This window comes from Arhodomonas sp. KWT2 (genome assembly GCF_041949875.1).
Classification (GTDB): domain Bacteria; phylum Pseudomonadota; class Gammaproteobacteria; order Nitrococcales; family Nitrococcaceae; genus Arhodomonas; species Arhodomonas aquaeolei.
In genome coordinates this window covers 35584-53029 of sequence record NZ_JBHFPQ010000024.1, presented here as the reverse complement: position 1 = coordinate 53029, position 17446 = coordinate 35584, and the positions used below count along the sequence as shown (strand labels likewise).

At 70.8% G+C, this 17446-nt stretch carries 15 protein-coding genes and 1 riboswitch; of the genes, 2 read left to right on the top strand and 13 right to left on the bottom strand.

What is annotated here, in order from left to right; genetic code table 11:
- Nucleotides 1-12: 12 nt before the first annotated feature.
- A complete protein-coding gene (locus ACEZHJ_RS01930; RefSeq protein ID WP_375036179.1) occupies nucleotides 13-2817 on the bottom strand; it encodes a ribonucleoside-diphosphate reductase subunit alpha in 2805 nt (934 codons plus the stop codon).
- A gap of 143 nt (nucleotides 2818-2960) precedes the next feature.
- Nucleotides 2961-3099: riboswitch (cobalamin riboswitch) on the bottom strand.
- A 181-nt stretch (nucleotides 3100-3280) separates the two neighbouring features.
- Between ACEZHJ_RS01930 and metE the strand changes: the two genes are divergently transcribed.
- On the top strand, nucleotides 3281-5578 hold the full coding sequence (gene metE, locus ACEZHJ_RS01925; RefSeq protein WP_163140834.1) for a 5-methyltetrahydropteroyltriglutamate--homocysteine S-methyltransferase: 2298 nt from the start codon (nucleotides 3281-3283) through the stop codon (nucleotides 5576-5578).
- Between the two features lie 19 nt (nucleotides 5579-5597).
- Here metE and ACEZHJ_RS01920 read toward each other — a convergent pair whose 3' ends face one another.
- Complete coding sequence (locus tag ACEZHJ_RS01920) at nucleotides 5598-6503, bottom strand: DMT family transporter (RefSeq protein ID WP_163140832.1); 906 nt, start codon at nucleotides 6501-6503, stop codon at nucleotides 5598-5600.
- A gap of 116 nt (nucleotides 6504-6619) precedes the next feature.
- On the opposite strand from ACEZHJ_RS01920, the gene ACEZHJ_RS01915 reads away from it, so the two are divergent.
- Complete coding sequence (locus ACEZHJ_RS01915) at nucleotides 6620-7507, top strand: LysR substrate-binding domain-containing protein (protein WP_375036178.1); 888 nt, start codon at nucleotides 6620-6622, stop codon at nucleotides 7505-7507.
- Between the two features lie 12 nt (nucleotides 7508-7519).
- Here the strand turns inward: ACEZHJ_RS01915 and ACEZHJ_RS01910 are convergent, their stop codons facing one another.
- From ACEZHJ_RS01910 to ACEZHJ_RS01860, 11 genes are all read right to left on the bottom strand, one after another.
- Nucleotides 7520-8185 (bottom strand): glutathione S-transferase family protein, encoded by a 666-nt coding sequence (locus ACEZHJ_RS01910; protein ID WP_163140829.1) that lies wholly within the window; start codon nucleotides 8183-8185, stop codon nucleotides 7520-7522.
- The gene (locus tag ACEZHJ_RS01905) at nucleotides 8182-9537 is read right to left on the bottom strand and encodes a methyl-accepting chemotaxis protein (RefSeq protein WP_375036177.1); all 1356 of its coding nucleotides are present in this window, start codon (nucleotides 9535-9537) and stop codon (nucleotides 8182-8184) included. Before ACEZHJ_RS01905 ends, ACEZHJ_RS01910 begins: the two co-directional genes overlap by 4 nt.
- A 29-nt stretch (nucleotides 9538-9566) precedes the next feature.
- Nucleotides 9567-10157: a 2-hydroxychromene-2-carboxylate isomerase gene (locus tag ACEZHJ_RS01900; protein ID WP_163140826.1), complete on the bottom strand. Its 591-nt coding sequence runs from the start codon at nucleotides 10155-10157 to the stop codon at nucleotides 9567-9569.
- A 14-nt stretch (nucleotides 10158-10171) separates the two neighbouring features.
- The gene (locus tag ACEZHJ_RS01895) at nucleotides 10172-10399 is read right to left on the bottom strand and encodes a 4-oxalocrotonate tautomerase (protein WP_256379723.1); all 228 of its coding nucleotides are present in this window, start codon (nucleotides 10397-10399) and stop codon (nucleotides 10172-10174) included.
- Between the two features lie 36 nt (nucleotides 10400-10435).
- Nucleotides 10436-11368 carry a transporter gene (locus tag ACEZHJ_RS01890; protein ID WP_163140821.1) on the bottom strand — a complete coding sequence of 311 codons (933 nt, stop codon included), beginning with the start codon at nucleotides 11366-11368 and terminating at the stop codon, nucleotides 10436-10438.
- A gap of 77 nt (nucleotides 11369-11445) precedes the next feature.
- Nucleotides 11446-12237, bottom strand: a complete 792-nt coding sequence (gene dmpH / locus ACEZHJ_RS01885) for a 2-oxo-3-hexenedioate decarboxylase (protein ID WP_018719570.1) — start codon at nucleotides 12235-12237, stop codon at nucleotides 11446-11448.
- The gene (gene dmpG / locus ACEZHJ_RS01880; RefSeq protein ID WP_375036176.1) at nucleotides 12234-13289 is read right to left on the bottom strand and encodes a 4-hydroxy-2-oxovalerate aldolase; all 1056 of its coding nucleotides are present in this window, start codon (nucleotides 13287-13289) and stop codon (nucleotides 12234-12236) included. The genes dmpH and dmpG overlap by 4 nt, the downstream gene beginning before the upstream one ends.
- A gap of 13 nt (nucleotides 13290-13302) precedes the next feature.
- The gene (locus ACEZHJ_RS01875; protein WP_163142597.1) at nucleotides 13303-14262 is read right to left on the bottom strand and encodes an acetaldehyde dehydrogenase (acetylating); all 960 of its coding nucleotides are present in this window, start codon (nucleotides 14260-14262) and stop codon (nucleotides 13303-13305) included.
- A 31-nt stretch (nucleotides 14263-14293) separates the two neighbouring features.
- On the bottom strand, nucleotides 14294-15085 hold the full coding sequence (dmpE, locus tag ACEZHJ_RS01870; protein ID WP_375036175.1) for a 2-oxopent-4-enoate hydratase: 792 nt from the start codon (nucleotides 15083-15085) through the stop codon (nucleotides 14294-14296).
- Nucleotides 15086-15097: 12 nt separating this feature from the next.
- Nucleotides 15098-15934, bottom strand: coding sequence for an alpha/beta fold hydrolase (locus tag ACEZHJ_RS01865; protein WP_259199150.1), 837 nt, complete (start codon nucleotides 15932-15934; stop codon nucleotides 15098-15100).
- Between the two features lie 10 nt (nucleotides 15935-15944).
- Nucleotides 15945-17405: a 2-hydroxymuconic semialdehyde dehydrogenase gene (locus ACEZHJ_RS01860; RefSeq protein ID WP_375036174.1), complete on the bottom strand. Its 1461-nt coding sequence runs from the start codon at nucleotides 17403-17405 to the stop codon at nucleotides 15945-15947.
- Nucleotides 17406-17446 lie beyond the last annotated feature (41 nt).

Sequence of the window (17446 nt, the reverse complement as noted above, 5' to 3'; positions counted from 1 at the left end):
CGCGGCGCCGTGTTACTGGCAGGCCTCGCACTCGGGGTCGTCGATGGCGCAGACGTCGGCGCCCTCCTCCCCCGCCGCGGAGACCGGTGCGGCCGTGGACTCCACCGCCGTCGCCCCGCGGGAGCGCAGGTAGTAGGTGGTCTTCAGACCGGCGGTCCAGGCATGGCGGTAGAGCGCGTCCAGGCGCGGACCGGAGGGCTCGGCCATGTAGAGGTTCAGCGACTGGGACTGGTCCAGCCACTTCTGCCGCCGGCTGCCGGCGTCCACGAGCCGGTGGGGATCCACCTCGAAGGCGGTGGCATAGAGGCGTTTGAGCTCGTCCGGGACCCGGTCGATGGGGCCGACGGAGCCGTCGAAGTACTTGAGATCGTTGACCATGACCTCGTCCCACAGGCCGTGGGCCTTGAGATCGCACACCAGGTACGGGTTCACCACGGTGAACTCGCCGGAGAGGTTCGACTTCACGTACAGGTTCTGGAAGGTGGGCTCGATGCCCTGGGAGATGCCGGTGATGTTGGCGATGGTCGCCGTGGGCGCAATCGCCAGACAGTTGGAGTTGCGCATGCCCACCTGCTGCACCCGCTCGCGTAGCGCCACCCAGTCCAGGCGCTCGGTGGTGTCGACCTCCAGGTGTCCGTCCCGCGCCTCGGCGAGCAGGCGCTGGGAGTCGATGGGCAGCACGCCGCGGCTCCACAGCGAGCCCTCGAAGCTGGCGTAGCGGCCGCGCTCGGCGGCGAGGTCCGTGGACGCACGGATGGCGTAGTAGCTGATCGCCTCCATGGACTCGTCGGCGAAGGCCACGGCGGCCTCGGAGTCGTAGGGCAGGCGCAGCCGGTAGAGCGCGTCGTGGAAGCCCATGAGCCCGAGCCCCACCGGCCGGTGGCGCAGGTTGGCGCGGCGCGCGGCGGGCACCGAGTAGTAGTTGATGTCGATGACGTTGTCGAGCATGCGCATGGCGGTGGTGACCGTGCGCTGCAGCCGCTCGTGATCCAGGGCACCGTCATCGATGTGGGCGGCGAGGTTCACCGAGCCCAGGTTGCACACGGCGATCTCGTCGTCCGAGGTGTTGAGGGTGATCTCGGTGCAGAGATTGGAGCTGTGCACCACGCCGGTGTGCTGCTGCGGCGAGCGCAGGTTGCACGGATCCTTGAAGGTGATCCACGGGTGGCCGGTCTCGAACAGCATGGTGAGCATGCGCCGCCACAGCTGCACCGCCGATATCCGCCGGGCGGTACGCATCTCCCCGCGCTCCGCCGCGGCCTCGTAGTCGCGGTAGCGTGCCTCGAAGGCCTCGCCGGTGAGGTCGTGCAGGTCAGGGACCTCGTCCGGGGAGAACAGTGTCCACTGCCCCTCCTCGTGGACGCGCTTCATGAACAGGTCCGGCACCCAGCAGGCGGTGTTCATGTCGTGGGTACGGCGACGCTCGTCGCCGGTGTTCTTGCGCAGCTCGAGGAAGTCCTCGATGTCCCGGTGCCAGACCTCCAGGTACGCACACACCGCGCCCTTGCGCTTGCCGCCCTGGTTCACCGCGACGGCGGTGTCGTTGGCGACCTTGAGGAAGGGCACCACGCCCTGGGAGGTGCCGTTGGTGCCACGGATGTGCGCCCCCATCGCCCGCACCCGGGTCCAGTCGTTGCCGAGCCCGCCGGCGAACTTGGATAGCAGGGCGTTGTCGCGGATGCCGGAGTAGATCCGGTCGAGATCGTCGCCGATGGTGGTGAGATAGCAGCTCGAGAGCTGCGGGCGCAGGGTGCCGGCGTTGAACAGCGTCGGCGTCGAGCTCATGAAGTCGAACGAGCTCAGCAGGTCGTAGAACGTCTCCGCCTGCGCCTCGCGGTCGATCTCCTCCAGCGCGAGCCCCATCGCCACGCGCATGAAGAAGGCCTGGGGCAGCTCGAAGCGGGTCTCGCCCACGTGCTGGAGGTAGCGGTCGTAGAGGGTCTGCAGCCCGAGATACCCGAACTGCAGATCCCGCCCCGCCTCCAGCGCGCGGCCGAGCCGCTCCAGGTCGAACTCCAGCAGCCGCGGGTCGAGCAGCTGCTCGTCCACCCCGCGGCGGATGTAGGCGGGGAAGTACTCGGCGTAGCCCGCCGTCATCTCCGCCTGGGTGGCCTCGCGGCGCTCGGCGTGGACGAAACTCAGCGCCTCCCGGCGCAAGGCGTCCAGCAGCAGCCGCGCCGCCACCGCACTGTAGTCCGGCTCGCGCTCGATCAGCATCCGTGCCGCCATCACCAGCGCCTGCTCCAGCTCCGTCTCGGTGACGCCGTCGTAGAGGTTGCGCCGTGCCTCGGTGAGCACGCGCTCCGCGTCCACGTCGTCCAGGCCCTCGCAGGCCTCGCGGACCACGCGCTCCAGGCGCGCCTCGTCGAGGGGATGACGGGTGCCGTCCGCGACGGTGACGTGGAACGTGGCCGGGACCGGCGGCGCCTCCGGAGGCTCGGCGGCCGCCCGCTCCCGGGCACGCTCCTCGCGGTAGAGCACGTAGGCGCGGGCCACCCGGTGCTCGCCAGCGCGCATGAGCACCAGCTCCACCTGGTCCTGGATGTCCTCGATGTGGACGGTGGCCCCCTCCGGCCGGCGGGCCACGGCCGCGACCACCTCGTCGGTAAGCCGGGCGACGGTGTCGTGGATGCGCCGGGAATCCCGGGCGGCCTCGCCCTCGACGGCGAGGAAGGCGCGCGTCATGGCGACGCTGATGCGCTCCGGGTCGAAGTCGGCGACGGTGCCGTTGCGCTTGACCACGTCCAGATCGACGCGCGAGGCGTGCCCGGCGGCGGGATCGCCGGCAACGGCGGCGTTTGCGGAGACGGTTTGCATCGGTGACCTCCAGATCGTGTCGATTCCCGGGAGGCCCCTACGCGGCGAAGGTGTGCAAAGCAGCTGTCCGCCCGCCACCGGCGGCGGGCGCGGGGTGTCGCTCTGCACCGGGTACCTCGGTCGCGAAGGCAGCCAGCGGTGGGGCCGGATGGCCCTGTCCTGGGAGGTGTTCGGGCTTCGCGGAGGACCGCGTTACCGTTGCGCGTCAGCCCCGGATTCTCACCGGTGTTCCCCTCTCGACACCACAACATATGGTGTCTTTTCAGGACTGCCCCTCACGATATAGCCCCTACCGCATTCTTGCAAGCCGGTTGACAACGCGAGCGCGGACCCTCGCGGCGGTCGGCGCCACCTGATTGTATGAAATATATTCACGTTTTTCTTTAATATAATCAGTTTGATTCACCTGCACCCGGCGCGCATGCTCCCCGGACCGATGGACGACGACCACACAGGAGGATCGATGGTCACGACACATACCCTCGGCTTTCCCCGCTTCGGCCTGCACCGCGAGCTCAAGCGTGCGCTGGAGAGCTACTGGCGCGGCGATACCGGCCGGGACGCCCTCGCGGAGACGGGCAGGGAGCTCCGTCACCGCCACTGGCGGCAGCAGGCGGACGCCGGCCTGGACATGGTTCCGGTCGGCGACTTCTCCTGGTACGACGGCATGCTCGACCACTCGCTGATGTTCGGCGTCATCCCCGAGCGATTCCGCACCGGCGACGACGACCGCGACATCGACACCTACTTCCGCATGGCCCGCGGCCGCGCCCCCACCGGCACGGATACCCACGCCTGCGAGATGACCAAGTGGTTCGACACCAACTACCACTACATCGTCCCGGAACTCGCTGCCGGTCAGCGCTTCGAGCTGGACGCGAGCCGGCTGCTTGCGCAGGTCACCGAGGCCCAGACCGCCGGCTACACGCCGAAGCCGGTACTCATCGGCCCCGTCACCTACCTGGCGCTGTCCCGCAACGATGACCCGGAAAACGGCCGGCTGGCGCTGCTGGAGCCGCTGGTAGCGGTCTACCGTGAGCTGCTCTCGCGGCTGGCGGAGGCCGGTGTCGAGTGGGTACAGATCGACGAGCCCGTGCTGGTCACGGATCTCGACGCCGAGTGGCGCGAGGCGCTGAGCCGTGCCCATCGCGGGCTCGCGGACACCGGCGTGCGCCGGCTGGTGACCAGCTACTTCGGCGGCCTCGGGGACAACCTCGACACCGCCGTTGCCCTGTCGAAGGAAGGCCTTCACGTCGATCTGGTGCGCGGCAACGACGATCCGGGCGCGCTCATCGCCGCCCTGCCCGACGACCAGATCCTGTCCCTGGGCGTGATCGACGGGCGCAACGTGTGGCGCACGGACCTCGGCGCCGAGCTCGACGACCTGGAGACCGCCCATCGGCGCCTCGACGAGCGCCTGTGGCTCGCCCCGAGCTGCTCGCTGCTCCACGTGCCGGTGGACGTCACCGCCGAGGAACGGCTCGACGACGAGCTCCGCGGCTGGCTCGCCTTCGCCGTGCAGAAGGTCGAGGAGGTCACCACCCTAGGCGCCGCCCTCAGCCACGGCCGCGAGCACGTGCGCGAGGCCCTGGCGGCCAGCAGACAGGCGCGCGAGGCCCGGGAGCGCTCGACGCGCATCCACCGCAGCGACGTGCGCGAGCGCGCCGCCGGGATCGACGCGGCCATGAGCCGGCGTGCCCACGCCTACACCGAGCGCGCCCCGGCCCAGCACGCCCGCCTGGCACTGCCCCTGCTGCCGACCACGACCATTGGCTCGTTCCCCCAGACCGGGGGCATCCGCAAGGCCCGCCGGGACAACCGCGCCGGCCGGCTGGACGACGCCGCCTACGCCGAGCGCATGCGCGAGGAGATCGCCTACGCCGTGCAGCAGCAGGAGGACGTGGGCCTGGACATGCTCGTCCACGGCGAGGCCGAGCGGAACGACATGGTCGAGTACTTCGGCGAGCTGCTGGAGGGCTTCTGCTTCACCCAGCACGGCTGGGTGCAGAGCTTCGGCTCCCGCGGCGTGAAGCCGCCGGTGATCTTCGGCGACGTCAGCCGCCCCGGCCCCATGACCGTGGAGTGGTCGCGCTACGCCCAGTCGCTCACCGAGCGGCCCATGAAGGGCATGCTCACCGGCCCGGTGACCATCCTGCAGTGGTCGTTCGTGCGCGACGACCAGCCCCGCTCGCGCACCTGCGAGCAGATCGCGCTGGCCCTGCGCGACGAGGTCGTGGACCTGGAGTCCGCCGGTATCGCCGCCATCCAGGTGGACGAGCCCGCCTTCCGCGAGGGCCTGCCGCTGCGCCGCGCCGACTGGGCGGACTACCTGGACTGGGCGACCCGGGCCTTCCGCCTGGCCACCAGCGGGGTGCGTGACGAGACCCAGATCCACACCCACATGTGCTATTCGGAGTTCAACGACATCATCGAGGCCATCGCGGCGCTGGACGCCGACGTCATCACCATCGAGACGTCCCGCTCCGCGATGACGCTGCTCGATGCCTTCGTCTCCTTCGAGTACCCCAACGAGATCGGCCCGGGTGTCTACGACATCCACTCGCCGCGGACGCCGGAGGTGGCGGAGATGAAGCGCCTCCTCCAGCGGGCCGCGGAGCTGATCCCGGTGGCGCGGCTGTGGGTGAACCCGGACTGCGGGCTCAAGACCCGGAGCTGGGAGGAGGTCATCCCCGCCCTGCGCAACATGGTCCACGCAGCCAACGAGCTGCGCGCCGCCTACCCGGACAGCCACACCGGCTGACCGGGATCCGCCCCGGGGCTCACGCGGCCCCGGGGCCGCGGCGCCCGGCGAAAACCGCCATCGCGCACGCGGCGACCACCAGCGCCGTGCCGACAGCCAGGCGCGGCGTGGGCTCCAGCGAGCCCGCCAGCGTCATCACCGCCGCCGCAACCACCGGCACGAGGTACGGCACCATCGACACCAGCCGCGGGCTGCCATGGCGTACCACGTGCCCCCAGCCGACGAACGCCAGGCCATAGGGGCCGATACCCAGCAACGCCCCGGCCAGAAGGGCCTCCGGCGGTAACGGCCAGACCAGCCCGCCGGCGACGGCCTGCAGGGCGAGCGCGACCGCTGCGGCCGCGGCGAAAAAGGCCGGATACGCCGGCGTCACTGGCCGCGAATAGCGTTGCAGGAACAGCGAGTAGCCCACCCAGCACAGCCCGGAGAGCAGCCCCGCGCCGTAGCCGAACCACACGGTATCCCCGCCGCCGCCGGCCCCCTCGCGCAGCACCGCGACCCCGGCCAGGGCGAGACACAGGGCAAGGGCCGTGACCACCGACGGCCGCCGCCCGGCACAGAGCGCCGCGACCACACCGAAGACCAGCGGCCACGTGTAGGTCACCACCACCACCGCGTGGGGCGGCGCATGGGCGAGGGCCACGAAGTAGAAGGCGAGCGCGCCGATGAAACCGCCCACCACGGCGATCCAGGCGTACCACGGGTGCTCACGCGCGGCACCCCGGAACGAGCCGCCGACGCCGGGCAGCACACGGCCCGTGAGCGCCGCGCAGGCCATCGCCATGCCGGTGAGCTGCAGCGCCGGAACGGACGCCGCCATCGCCCGCAGCACCGGCAGCAGGCCCCAGAGCACCACCACCAGGGCGGAGGTGACGATCAGACCATAACGGTTCTCCAGAATGCGATTACCGTTCTGCCCGATCATGGCGTCCCTCCGTTTCCCGGCCTGCACCGTGTACGTCGGCGGGGATTCTCGGGCAGAATCATTCCATCTGACTAACGAATTCTCATTACCTATCCATCAATATCCGTGATGACACGATGAGACAGCGGACCCTGGACCTGCGCGCCCTGCAGACACTCGTCACCGTGGCGGATGCGGGCAGCTTCACCACGGCCGCCCGGCAGCTGAGCTATACCCAGTCGGCGGTGAGCATGCAGCTGCGGCGACTCGAGTCGGAGCTCGGGATCACCCTGCTGCAGCGCGGCCCGCGCACCGTGCAGCCCACCCGCCAGGGCCAGGAGGTGCTCGGCTACGCCCGGGAGATGCTGCGGCTCAACGGCGAGGTCTGGCGGCGGATCGAGGACCGGGAGGTGGCGGGTACCGTGCGCCTGGGCATACCGGCGGATTACGCACTCTACCTGCCGGCCACCCTCGCCTCCTTCGCCGAGCAGTACCCGCGCGTGGAGGTGGAGGTCCGCTCGGAGCTGAGCGAGACGCTGGTCGCCCGGGTACGCGCCGGCGAGATCGACGTGGCCGTGGTCACGCGCCAGCCGCACTCCCCCGGCGGCACCCTGCTGCGGCGGGAGCCGCTGGTCTGGGTGGGTGCCCCGGGCAGCACCGCCCACGCCCAGGACCCGCTGCCGCTGGCGCTCTACCCGGAAGGCACCTGTGAGTTCCGCGCCGCGGCCACCAGCCGCCTGGACGACGCCGGCCGGCCCTGGCGGGCCGCCTACGTGAGCCAGGCGTTCGCGGCGCTGCAGTCGCCGGTCAGCGTGGGCCTCGCCGTGGGCGTGGCCACGCCGAGCATGCTGGGCCCGGGGCTGACCGTGCTGGACCCGGCGGAGACCGGGCTGCCGGCGCTCCCCGGCGTGGAGATCGCCCTGCACCGCAGTACCGGACGGCCCAGCGTGGCGACCCGGCGGCTCACGGAGCTGATCGTCTCGCGCCTGCGCGACGGCAGCCGTGAGCCGGACCCGGTGGCGTAACGGCGGACGGCGTCAGTCGACCGCGACCCGCAGGCGCTCGCGTACCTTCGGCGGCGCCGCGGGGGCGAAGCTCGCCCGCTCCGCCATTCGCGCGAACCACGCCCGCAGGTTCGGGAAGGTGTCCGGAACGTCCATGCCATAGGCCTGCGCCAGGGCGAAACGCGCGGTGAGCGCGGCATCGGCGATGGAGTAGACGCCGGCGAAGAACGCCCGCTCGCCGAGGACCTCGGCGAGATACGGCAGGCACTGCCCGCGCCAGGCGGCGACCCCGGCGTCGATACGCGCCCGGTCCCAGTCCTGCGCCGGCCGGTCGCGCTTCTCGAAGATGACCTCGCGCACCGCCCGGCCGACACGGTTGTCCGAGAAATGGGCGATGCTGCGGGCCCGGGCGCGCTCCCAGGCGTCGTCCGGCATCAGCCCGGGGCCGGTCTCGGCGAGGTATTCCATGATGACGGCGGACTCGGTGAGCACCCGGTCGCCGTCCTCCACCAGGATCGGCACGGTACCGGTGGGCGAGAGCCGTTCGCGCTCCGCCTTCACCGCCGGGTCGTCATGGGGCCGGTGGCGGTAGGGCCGGTCCTGCTCCGCGAGCGCGATACGCACCTTGAAGCAGAACGGGCACTCGGGCTTGTCGAACAGCTCGACCCCGGGGCGGCCCTCGCCGGTCTGTCGACTCATAGCGCCCCCATCACGGTCTTGAGGTTGCCGTAGGCCGGGCGGACCCGTTCGGCCAGCACTGCCCGGACCGTGTCGAAATCCCCGTCCCGCGCCGGCGCAAGCATGGCGTCACGAGCGGCGCGGTAGGCGCTCAGGGCGTCGCTGAAGCGTTCCACGGGTGCGTCCGGGACGCGCTCCAGGTACCGGTGCCAGTTCCGGTCGATACGCCGGTCCACGTCGGCGACCCGGCCGATGGGCGCCTCGGCCTCGGCCACCGAGCGCGAGTTCATGATCAGGATGTTGCAGACCCGCATCTCCTCCACCGCCTCCAGCAGGGCCGTCCGGGGGTCCTTGTCCGGGTTCATGGACGCCGTGACCTCCTTTGCAGTCGCCACCTTCTCCACGACCGTGCGCAGCTGCTCGTTGCAGCGCAGTGCCGCGTCGTCGGCGGACTGTACCGCCGAATCCAGGGATTCCAGCTCGTCGGCCATGCGCGAGAACGTGCCCAGCTGGGTACGGCATTCCGCCTGCAGGGTCTCCGTCATGGCGTTGGCTTCGCGGGCGTGGCGCGTGATCTCCTCCAGCGACGCCGCCGCCCGGGTGGCGAGATCGACGCTCTCGCGCACCTGTGCCCCCGCACCGGCCAGTGCGCCGGCCACGGACTCGGTGCTGCCGGTGATCCGCTCGAGAATGGTCTCGATGTCCGCGGTGGCGAGGCGGGTACGCTCGGAGAGCTCGCGGACCGACTCCGCGACCACGGCGAAACCGCGCCCCTGCTCCCCGGCGCGGGCGGCCTCGATGGCGGCGTTGAGCGCCAGCAGGCTGGTCTGCTTGGCGATGCCCTGGATCGTGCGGGCGATACCGCCGATCTCCTCCGAGGAGCCCACCACGCCCTGGAACTCCTCGACCACGCCGTCCACTGTCCGGGCCACGCCCTCGATCGCGCCGGAGGCGTCATGCACATAGCGGTGTCCGGCCTCGGCGTTGGCATGGGTCTCGCCCACGCTGGCCGCCGACTGACCGGCCGCGGCCGCGGTACTCTCGGAGCTGCGGCCCAGCTCCTCCTTCAGCGCCACGATACGGCGGGCCGTCTCCACCTGCCGGTCGGCGCTGGTGATCACGCCCGTGAACTGGGAGACCAGGGTCGCGCTGGTCACGGTCAGGTCCAGTCCGGCAGCGTCCAGCTCATCGAGCCGGGCGTCCGGCCCCTCACCCTGATCGCGGACACCCGGGGACACCGGGACCGGCTGTCTGCGCACCAGCACCAGCGCCGCACCGACCAGCGCCACAACGAAGGCCGGGTAGGTCGCCGCCCCGCCGTAAACCGCCAGGCCCACCGCCGCCAGCATGGTGAGGGCCCCTGCCATGGGCATCGGTCGCAGCTCCAGGGACCGGCGGGCATTCATAACCGTGCCAGCCTGAGTTCCCGGAGGTGCTCCACGACGAAGTCGATGCGGTCCTGCCCCCAGAAGATCTCGTCGCCCACGGCGAAGGTCGGCACGCCGAAGGCACCCCGCTCGTCCGCCACGGCCCAGTTGGCGTCCAGGTGTTCCCGGCGGGCCGGGTCGTCCGCCGCCGCGATCAGCGCCTCCGGGTCGAGGCCGATCCGGTCCGCCACCGCCCGCAACACCGCCGGTTCGCCGATGTCCCGCCCCTCGGCCCACTCCGCGCGCATCGTCTCCACCGTGTAGGCGCGCAGCAGCCCCCGCTCCTCGGCGAGCAGGGAGCCCGCGGCGGCACGGGTGGGATCGGTGGACGTGGGCGGCGGATTCACGGGGATCCCCATCCGCCGGGCGAAGCGCCGGACGTCCTGACGGGCGATGGGCATCTTCCGCTTCGCCCGCTCCGGCGGCGAGCGGCCGTGCCATCCGCCCAGGGGCCGCCAGACGAGGCGGACGTGGAAGTCGTCGAGCAGATGGAACATCCGCTTGGAGGCGAGGTAGCAGTACGGGCTGCGGAAGTTGAAGAAGATCTCCAGGTCCACGGACTCCATCGCCGGCCTCCCGCTCAGCCGCCGCCGTCGCGGCGGCGTTCCTCGGCGGTCTCGCCGCCGATGCCCCAGTGATCCAGGGGCACCTCCTGGACCACCACCCGTACGCGCTCGGCGGGCACGTCGAGGCTCTCGGCGATGGCGTGGGTGACATTGCGGATCAGCGCCACGCGCTTCTCCTTCGGTCGGCCTTCGAGGATATGCAGGTGCGCAATCGGCATGTCGGCGGTCTCCCTTGCGTGCACGGCGCGGGCCGTCGCCGTGACGGCCCGCGCCCGGTCTCAGAACGGAATGGTGACGATCACCCGGGCGGTGGTGCCCTCGGGGCGGTGCTCGCTGTGGTACTCGTCGTAGAGCGCGGCATCGAAGCTCATGCCCAGCGAGCGCGAGCGGTAGGTCACCTGACCGCCGACGGCGTGGACCTCGTCCTTGGGCGTGGGTACGCCCGCCGGGGCGTCGTCCTCGGTGAGCTGCCAGCTGTCGTAGCCCACCAGCCCCACGGTCAGCGCCGGGCTGAAGCTGTGGCTGATGCCCCACTCGGCTACCCAGTTGTCGCCCGGCTCGATGTCGGTGCCCTCGATGTCCGAGGCCATGGTTTCGTAGCGGTTGAGCAGCGAGACCGCCCAGGTGCGGTCCGCGGTGAGGTACCAGGTGCCGCCCAGGGTGAACATCACGTTGGAGTAGCCCTGGCCCACGGAGGCCGCCGCGGCCACGGGGTTGTCGTCGTCGTAGTCGCTGAACGCGTCGGTCCAGTAGCCGGCGGTGAGGACCGTGTCGTAGCGCTCGCCGTGCCAGGCGAGGACCAGCGGGCTGAAGAAGACGTCGCCGAGGCCGCTGTCGCTTTCGCTGAGCCCCATGGCGTCGACGTCCTTGTCCAGGATCGGGGCGATGGCCTCCATGCCGTAGTCCGCGCCGAGGAATTTCTTGTCGGTGATCCAGATCGCGCGGGGCACCACCGCCCGGACGGTGGCGCTGTCGTCACCGCCGGGGACCTCGCCGTCGTTGTCGCTGACGGCGTCGACCTTGACGTTGTCGGAGTCGTAGTAGACCCCGTAGGTGCGCAGGTAGAAGCCCGGTGGGGGGACCGTGGCCGCGAGACTGCCCTCCACGCCGGGGACGTAGTGCTGGGTGGCGTCGGCCGCGGCCGTCAGCGGCAGCAGGCCGGCCAGCCCCACCACCGCCCCGCCCGCGAGGTATCGTGTTGCTCGATGCATCTCTCTCCTCCTCGTCATTCTCTCGTTTCTCTCGCTGGTATCTGCGGTGTGCCGGGCGGCCCGGCACACCGCGGGAATCACTCGAAACGCAGGCTCACGCTGCCGAGCCCCTGGGCCCGGAGCGTGACGCTGTCGCCGGCCTCCACGGCCACCGCCGCGGTGATGCCCCCGGAGAGGATCAGGCTGCCCGCGGGGATGACCTCGTTGCGGCTGGCGAGCATGTTCGCGAGCAGCGCGATGCTCGCGGCCGGGTGGTTGACCACCGCCGCACCGGCGCCGACGCCCACGACCTCGCCGTTCTTCTCCAGCACCACGCCCAGGGTGCGCAGGTCCAGTGCCTCCGCCGGGGCCGCCGCCGAGCCGGTGACGAACCGGGACGACGAGGCGTTGTCCGCGATGACGCTGGGCAGGTCGAAGCGGAAGTTCTCGTAGCGGCTGTCGATGATCTCCACCGCCGGCACCACGAAGTCGGTGGCGGCGAGGACCTGGCCGACGTGGCAGCCGGGCCCGCCCAGCGCCTCGCGGGTGACGAAGGCGATCTCCGCCTCCACCCGCGGGTGGATGAGCGAGCCGGTGTCGATGGCCGCACCCTCGGGCTGCTGGAAGTAGTCCGCGAGGAAGCCGTAGATCGGCTCCTCCACGCCCATCTGGCGCATCTTGGCGTGGGAGGTGAGGCCCATCTTCATGCCCACCATCCGGTCGCCGCGGGCGGCCTTGCGCCGCCGGGTCGCCCACTGCACGGCGTAGGCGTCCTCGAAATCCATGTCCGGGTAGTCGTCGGTGATCTTGGGCACCGCGCGGGCCTGGACCTCGGCGGCGTCCAGGTGCTCGGAGAGCGCCTCGATCTGCTCGCTGCTCAGCGTGCTCATGCCTCGCCCTCCATCACGGCGGTGCCGGCCCCGGCGGACTGCTCGCGGGCACGGGCCATGTCCAGGGCGACGTCGACGATCATGTCCTCCTGGCCGCCAACCATCCGCCGCCGGCCGAGCTCCACGAGGATATCCGCGGTCTTCAGCCCATAGCGCTCCGCGGCCGACTCGGCGTGGCGCAGGAAGCTCGAGTACACGCCCGCGTAGCCAAGCGCCAGGGTCTCGCGGTCGACGCGCACCGGGCGGTCCTGCAGCGGCCGGACGATGTCGTCGGCGGCATCCATGAGCGTGTAGAGATCGCACCCGTGCGCCCAGCCCATGCGGTCGGCGGCGGCGATGAAGACCTCCAGCGGCGCGTTGCCCGCGCCGGCGCCCATGCCGGTGAGGCTGGCGTCCACGCGGTTGACCCCCTCCTCCACCGCGGCGATGGAGTTGGCCACCCCCAGCGAGAGGTTGTGGTGGGCGTGGATGCCGAGCTCCGTGGCCGGATCGAGGACGTCACGCAGGGCACGGACCCGGGCGCGGATGTCGTCCATGGTCATCGCACCGGCGGAGTCGACGACGTAGACGCACGTCGCCCCGTAGCCCTCCATGAGCTTCGCCTGCTCGGCGAGCCGCGCCGGCTCGTTCATGTGGCTCATCATCAGGAAACCCACGGTGTCCATGCCGAGCTCGCGGGCGGACTCGATGTGCTGGCGCGAGACGTCCGCCTCGGTGCAGTGAGTGGCCACGCGCACGATCCGGGCGCCGGCATCGTAGGCGGCCCGCAGGTCGTGGACGGTGCCGATACCGGGCAGCAGCAGCGTCGCCACCCGGGCGTGATTCACCGTCTCGGCCACCGCCTCGATCCACTCCAGGTCAGTGTGGGCGCCGAAGCCGTAGTTGAACGACGAGCCCTGCAGGCCATCGCCGTGGGCGACCTCGATGGAGTCGACCTTCGCCCGGTCCAGCGCCGCAGCGATGCGCCGCGCGTTGTCCACGCTGTACTGGTGGCGGATCGCGTGGGAGCCGTCACGCAGGGTGACGTCGGAGATATAGAGTTTGTTGGCCATTGTCCTTCCTCCCTCAGGCGGTGGCGCCGGCGCGCTCGCCGGCGTGCGCGGCGAAGCGCTCGGCGGTGGCCAGCGCCGCGGACGTCATGATGTCGAGGTTGCCGGCGTAGGCGGGCAGGTAGTGCGCCGCCCCCTCCACCTCCAGGAACACGGCGGTCTTCAGGCCCGTCACCCGGCCGATACCGGGGACGTTGAGCGGGCGGCTCTCATCGAAGCGCTCGAACTGCACCGACTGCTTGAGCCGGTAGCCGGGCACATAGCTCGACACCCGCTCGGCCATGGCCTCGATGGCGGCCTCGATCGCCGCCTCGTCGGCGTCCAGCGGCGAGAGGGTGTAGACGGTGTCACGCATGAGCAGTGGCGGCTCAGCCGGGTTGAGGATGATGATGGCCTTGCCGCGCCGCGCACCGCCCACCGCCTCCAGCCCCTGGCTGGTGGTCTCGGTGAACTCATCGATGTTCGCGCGCGTGCCCGGGCCCGCCGAACGGCTGGAGATCGAGGCGACGATCTCCGCGTAGCTCACCTCGGCGACGCTCGCCACCGCCGCCACCATGGGGATGGTGGCCTGGCCGCCACAGGTGACCATGTTGACGTTGTGCACCGACGGGTCCGCCAGGGTCTCCTCCAGGTTCACCACCGGCACGCAGTAGGGGCCGATGGCCGCCGGGGTGAGGTCGATGACCTGGATCTCTGGCCTGGACTGGCGCAGGACCGCGTCGTTGTGCACGTGCGCCTTCGCCGAGGTCGCGTCGAAGACCACCTCGATGTCCTCGAACTCGGGCATCGCCACCAGGCCCTCGACGCCGGTGTCGCAGGTCGCCACGCCCAGGCGCCGGGCCCGGGCCAGCCCGTCCGAGTCCGGGTCGATGCCCACCAGCACCCCCATCTCCAGGTGCTCGGCGTTGCGCAGGATCTTGATCATCAGGTCCGTGCCGATGTTGCCCGAGCCGATTACGGCCGCTTTCATGCTCATGGTCCGTTCCTCCGTCAGGATTCAGGGCGGCTCAGACGAACCGGCAGCCGGCCGTGCCGATGCCGCCGATGCTGAGGTGCATGGACTCGCCGGGCGCGATGGGGATCAGCGGCACCAGCGAGCCGGAGAGGATGACCTCGCCGGCCTTCAGCGGGATGCCGAAGGCACCGAGGGTGTTCGCCAGCCAGGCCACGCAGTTCACCGGCGAGCCCAGGGCCGCGGCGCCGGCGCCGGTGCTGACCACCTCGCCGTTCTTCTCCACGACCATGCCGGCGGTCACCAGGTCGACGTCCCGCGGGTCGACGATGCTGTCGCCGAGCACGAACAGCCCGCAGGAGGCGTTGTCGGCGACGGTGTCCTGGATGCGGATACGCCAGTCGCGGATGCGCGAGTCGACGATCTCGAAGCACGGCATGACGTAGTCCGTGGCCCGCAGCACCTCGGCGTTGCTCACGCCCGGGCCAGTGAGGTCGTGCTTGAGCACGAAGGCGATCTCGCCCTCGGCCCGGGGCGCGACGAGCTGCTCGCTGATGGGCAGCGCCTCGCCGTTGCCGTAGAGCATACGGTCCGTGAGGTAGCCGAAGTCCGGCTGGCGGACGTCGAGCATGTCCTGCACCGCCTTGCTGGTGACCCCGATCTTCTTGCCGATCACCCGCTCGCCGTCGGCCTCGCGGCGCTCGAGCAGCCGCATGGAGACGTAATAGGCGTCCTCGATGGTGATCTCCGGGTCGCGGTCGGTCAGCGGCTCGACGGCCTCGCGCCCGCGCAGCGCGGCGTAGAGCTCGTCGCCGTAGGCCCGGATCCGGTCGGTGTTCAACGACATGGGTTTCGCTCCCTACAGGCTGTCCCCGGCCTCGGCGAGAAAGTCCGAGACCAGGCGGTTGAAACGGTGGGCGTGCTCGATCTGGGTCCAGTGCCCGCAGCGGCCGAAGACGTGCAGCTGCGAGGGGCCGATGAGTTCATGCAACCGGTACGCGTTCTCCGGCGGGATGACCCGGTCGTCGCGGCCGTGGACGATGAGCGTCTCGGCATCGAGGGTGCGGATCTCGTCCTCGGGGCTCGCCATGGCGTCCACCCAGCGCTGGCGCGGTGCCGGGAACATCGCGGCGTAGGCCTCCTGCACCCCCGGCCGGACACTCGCCTGGTAACGCATCTCGGCGAGCTCGTCGCTCACCAGCTCGCGGCTGTAGGCGAAGATGTCCAGGAGCCCGCGCATGTTCTCCACCGAGGGGGTATAGCCCCACACGGCGTCGAGCCCGGGCGTGAGCTCGAAGGACACGCCGACGCTGCCCATGAGCACCAGCCGCCCCACCCGCTCGGGGTGACGGAGGGCCAGGGCCAGGGCGAGCCCGCCACCGAAGGAGTTGCCCACGATGTGGGCCCGGCCGATGTCCAGGGCGTCCAGGACGTCGAGGGCGTGACGGCACCAGGTGTCGAGGTCGTAGGTGATGCCCTCGGGGCGCTCGGTGTAGCCGAAGCCGACCATGTCGGGGGCGATCGCCCGATAGCGCCCGGCCAGCGCCGGGAGCGTGAGCCGCCAGTTGGCCCAGGCGCTCACCCCCGGCCCGGAGCCGTGGATGAGCAGCACCGGCGGGCCCTCACCCCGGTCGTGGTAGTTGGTCTCGAAGCCGCCGGTGCGGATGCGCCGGCCGATTTCCGGGTTGTCCGTCATCGCCGTGGCCTCACAGCTTGATGCATACATTGGAGAGCTCGGAGTAGAACTCCAGCCCGTGGACGCCGCCCTCGCGGCCGATGCCGGAGCTCTTCATGCCGCCGAAGGGCGTGCGCAGATCGCGCAGGAACCAGCTGTTCACCCACAGCAGGCCCGCCTCGAGGCGGCGGACCACGCGGTTGGCGCGGGCGAGGTCCCGGGTCCAGACCGTGGCTGCGAGGCCGTAGTCGGTGTCGTTGGCGAGCCCGACCACCTCGTCCTCGCTGTCGAAGGGACGGATGTGGCAGCAGGGGCCGAAGATCTCCTCGCGCACCACCCGGGCGTCATCGCCGAGGCCGGTCCAGATCGTCGGCTGGATCCAGGCACCGCCACCGAACGCCTCGGGCATCTCCGGGACCCCGCCTCCGGTGACCACGGTCGCGCCCTCCTCCTCGGCCAGGCGGTAGTAACCCAGGACCTTGTCCCGGTGCTCCTGGCTGATGAGGGGGCCAAAATTGACGTCCGGGTCCTGGCTCGGGCCCATCTTCAGCGCCTCGGCACCCGCCTTGAGGCGGCTGACGAACTCGTCGAACACGGGGCGCTCGACGTAGACGCGCTCGGTGCCGAAGCAGACCTGGCCGCAGTTGGCGAAGGCCGAGCGCATGGTCCCCTCGATGGCCTGGTCCAGGTCCGCGTCGGCGAACACGATCGCCGGGTTCTTGCCGCCGAGCTCGAAGGAGACGTCGCGGATGCCCTCCGCGGCGGCCTTCATGATCGCCGTGCCGGTGCGCGTCTCGCCGGTGAAGGTGACCGCGTCCACGCCCTTGTGCTGGGTGAGGTACTCCCCGGCGGACCCCGGCCCGAAGCCGTGGACGACGTTGTACACCCCCGCCGGTATGCCCGCCTCGTTCATCACCTCGCCGAGCAGCGCGGTGGTCTGGGGGGTCTCCTCCGAGGGCTTGACCACCACCGCGTTGCCGCAGGCGAGCGCCGGACCGACCTTCCAGGTCATCAGCAGCAGCGGCAGGTTCCACGGCGAGATCACGCCGATCACGCCCTTGGGCCGGCGGATGGCGTAGTTGAGCGCACCGGTGCCGTCCGGCGTGTCCATGTGGAAGCTCTCGGTGGGCACGTTCTTCACCAGGTCGGCAAAGATCTTGAAGTTGGCCGCGCCGCGCGGGATGTCGATGTGGCTGGCCATGGAGCGCGGCTTGCCGGTGTCGGCACACTCGGCGGCCAGGAACTCCTCGAAGCGCTCGTTGATGCGGTCCGCCACCCGGTGCAGGCGCGCCATGCGCTCGGCGATGGGCAGGTGGCCCCACTCGCCGTCGAGCGCCGCGCGAGCCGCGGCCACCGCACGATCGATCTCCGCCTTACCGCCCTCGTGGACCCGGGCGATGTTCTCGCCGGTGGCGGGGTCGATGTCGTCGAACAGCCGTCCGCTCTCGGAGGCGACGTACTCGCCGTTGATGAAGTGGCGTATCTCTTTCATCCCGTTCACCCAAGCCGTGGTGTGTCCTGTTCTCCCGCCCG

Coding starts and splice junctions, on each gene's coding strand:
- ACEZHJ_RS01890 (WP_163140821.1), bottom strand. CDS start 11,368: ATGCATCGAGCAACACGATACCTCGCGGGCGGGGCGGTGGTGGGGCTG.
- dmpH (WP_018719570.1), bottom strand. CDS start 12,237: ATGAGCACGCTGAGCAGCGAGCAGATCGAGGCGCTCTCCGAGCACCTG.
- ACEZHJ_RS01920 (WP_163140832.1), bottom strand. CDS start 6,503: ATGATCGGGCAGAACGGTAATCGCATTCTGGAGAACCGTTATGGTCTG.
- dmpE (WP_375036175.1), bottom strand. CDS start 15,085: ATGTCGTTGAACACCGACCGGATCCGGGCCTACGGCGACGAGCTCTAC.
- ACEZHJ_RS01865 (WP_259199150.1), bottom strand. CDS start 15,934: ATGACGGACAACCCGGAAATCGGCCGGCGCATCCGCACCGGCGGCTTC.
- ACEZHJ_RS01915 (WP_375036178.1), top strand. CDS start 6,620: ATGAGACAGCGGACCCTGGACCTGCGCGCCCTGCAGACACTCGTCACC.
- dmpG (WP_375036176.1), bottom strand. CDS start 13,289: ATGGCCAACAAACTCTATATCTCCGACGTCACCCTGCGTGACGGCTCC.
- ACEZHJ_RS01900 (WP_163140826.1), bottom strand. CDS start 10,157: ATGGAGTCCGTGGACCTGGAGATCTTCTTCAACTTCCGCAGCCCGTAC.
- metE (WP_163140834.1), top strand. CDS start 3,281: ATGGTCACGACACATACCCTCGGCTTTCCCCGCTTCGGCCTGCACCGC.
- ACEZHJ_RS01860 (WP_375036174.1), bottom strand. CDS start 17,405: ATGAAAGAGATACGCCACTTCATCAACGGCGAGTACGTCGCCTCCGAG.
- ACEZHJ_RS01905 (WP_375036177.1), bottom strand. CDS start 9,537: ATGCCCATGGCAGGGGCCCTCACCATGCTGGCGGCGGTGGGCCTGGCG.
- ACEZHJ_RS01930 (WP_375036179.1), bottom strand. CDS start 2,817: ATGCAAACCGTCTCCGCAAACGCCGCCGTTGCCGGCGATCCCGCCGCC.
- ACEZHJ_RS01910 (WP_163140829.1), bottom strand. CDS start 8,185: ATGAGTCGACAGACCGGCGAGGGCCGCCCCGGGGTCGAGCTGTTCGAC.
- ACEZHJ_RS01875 (WP_163142597.1), bottom strand. CDS start 14,262: ATGAGCATGAAAGCGGCCGTAATCGGCTCGGGCAACATCGGCACGGAC.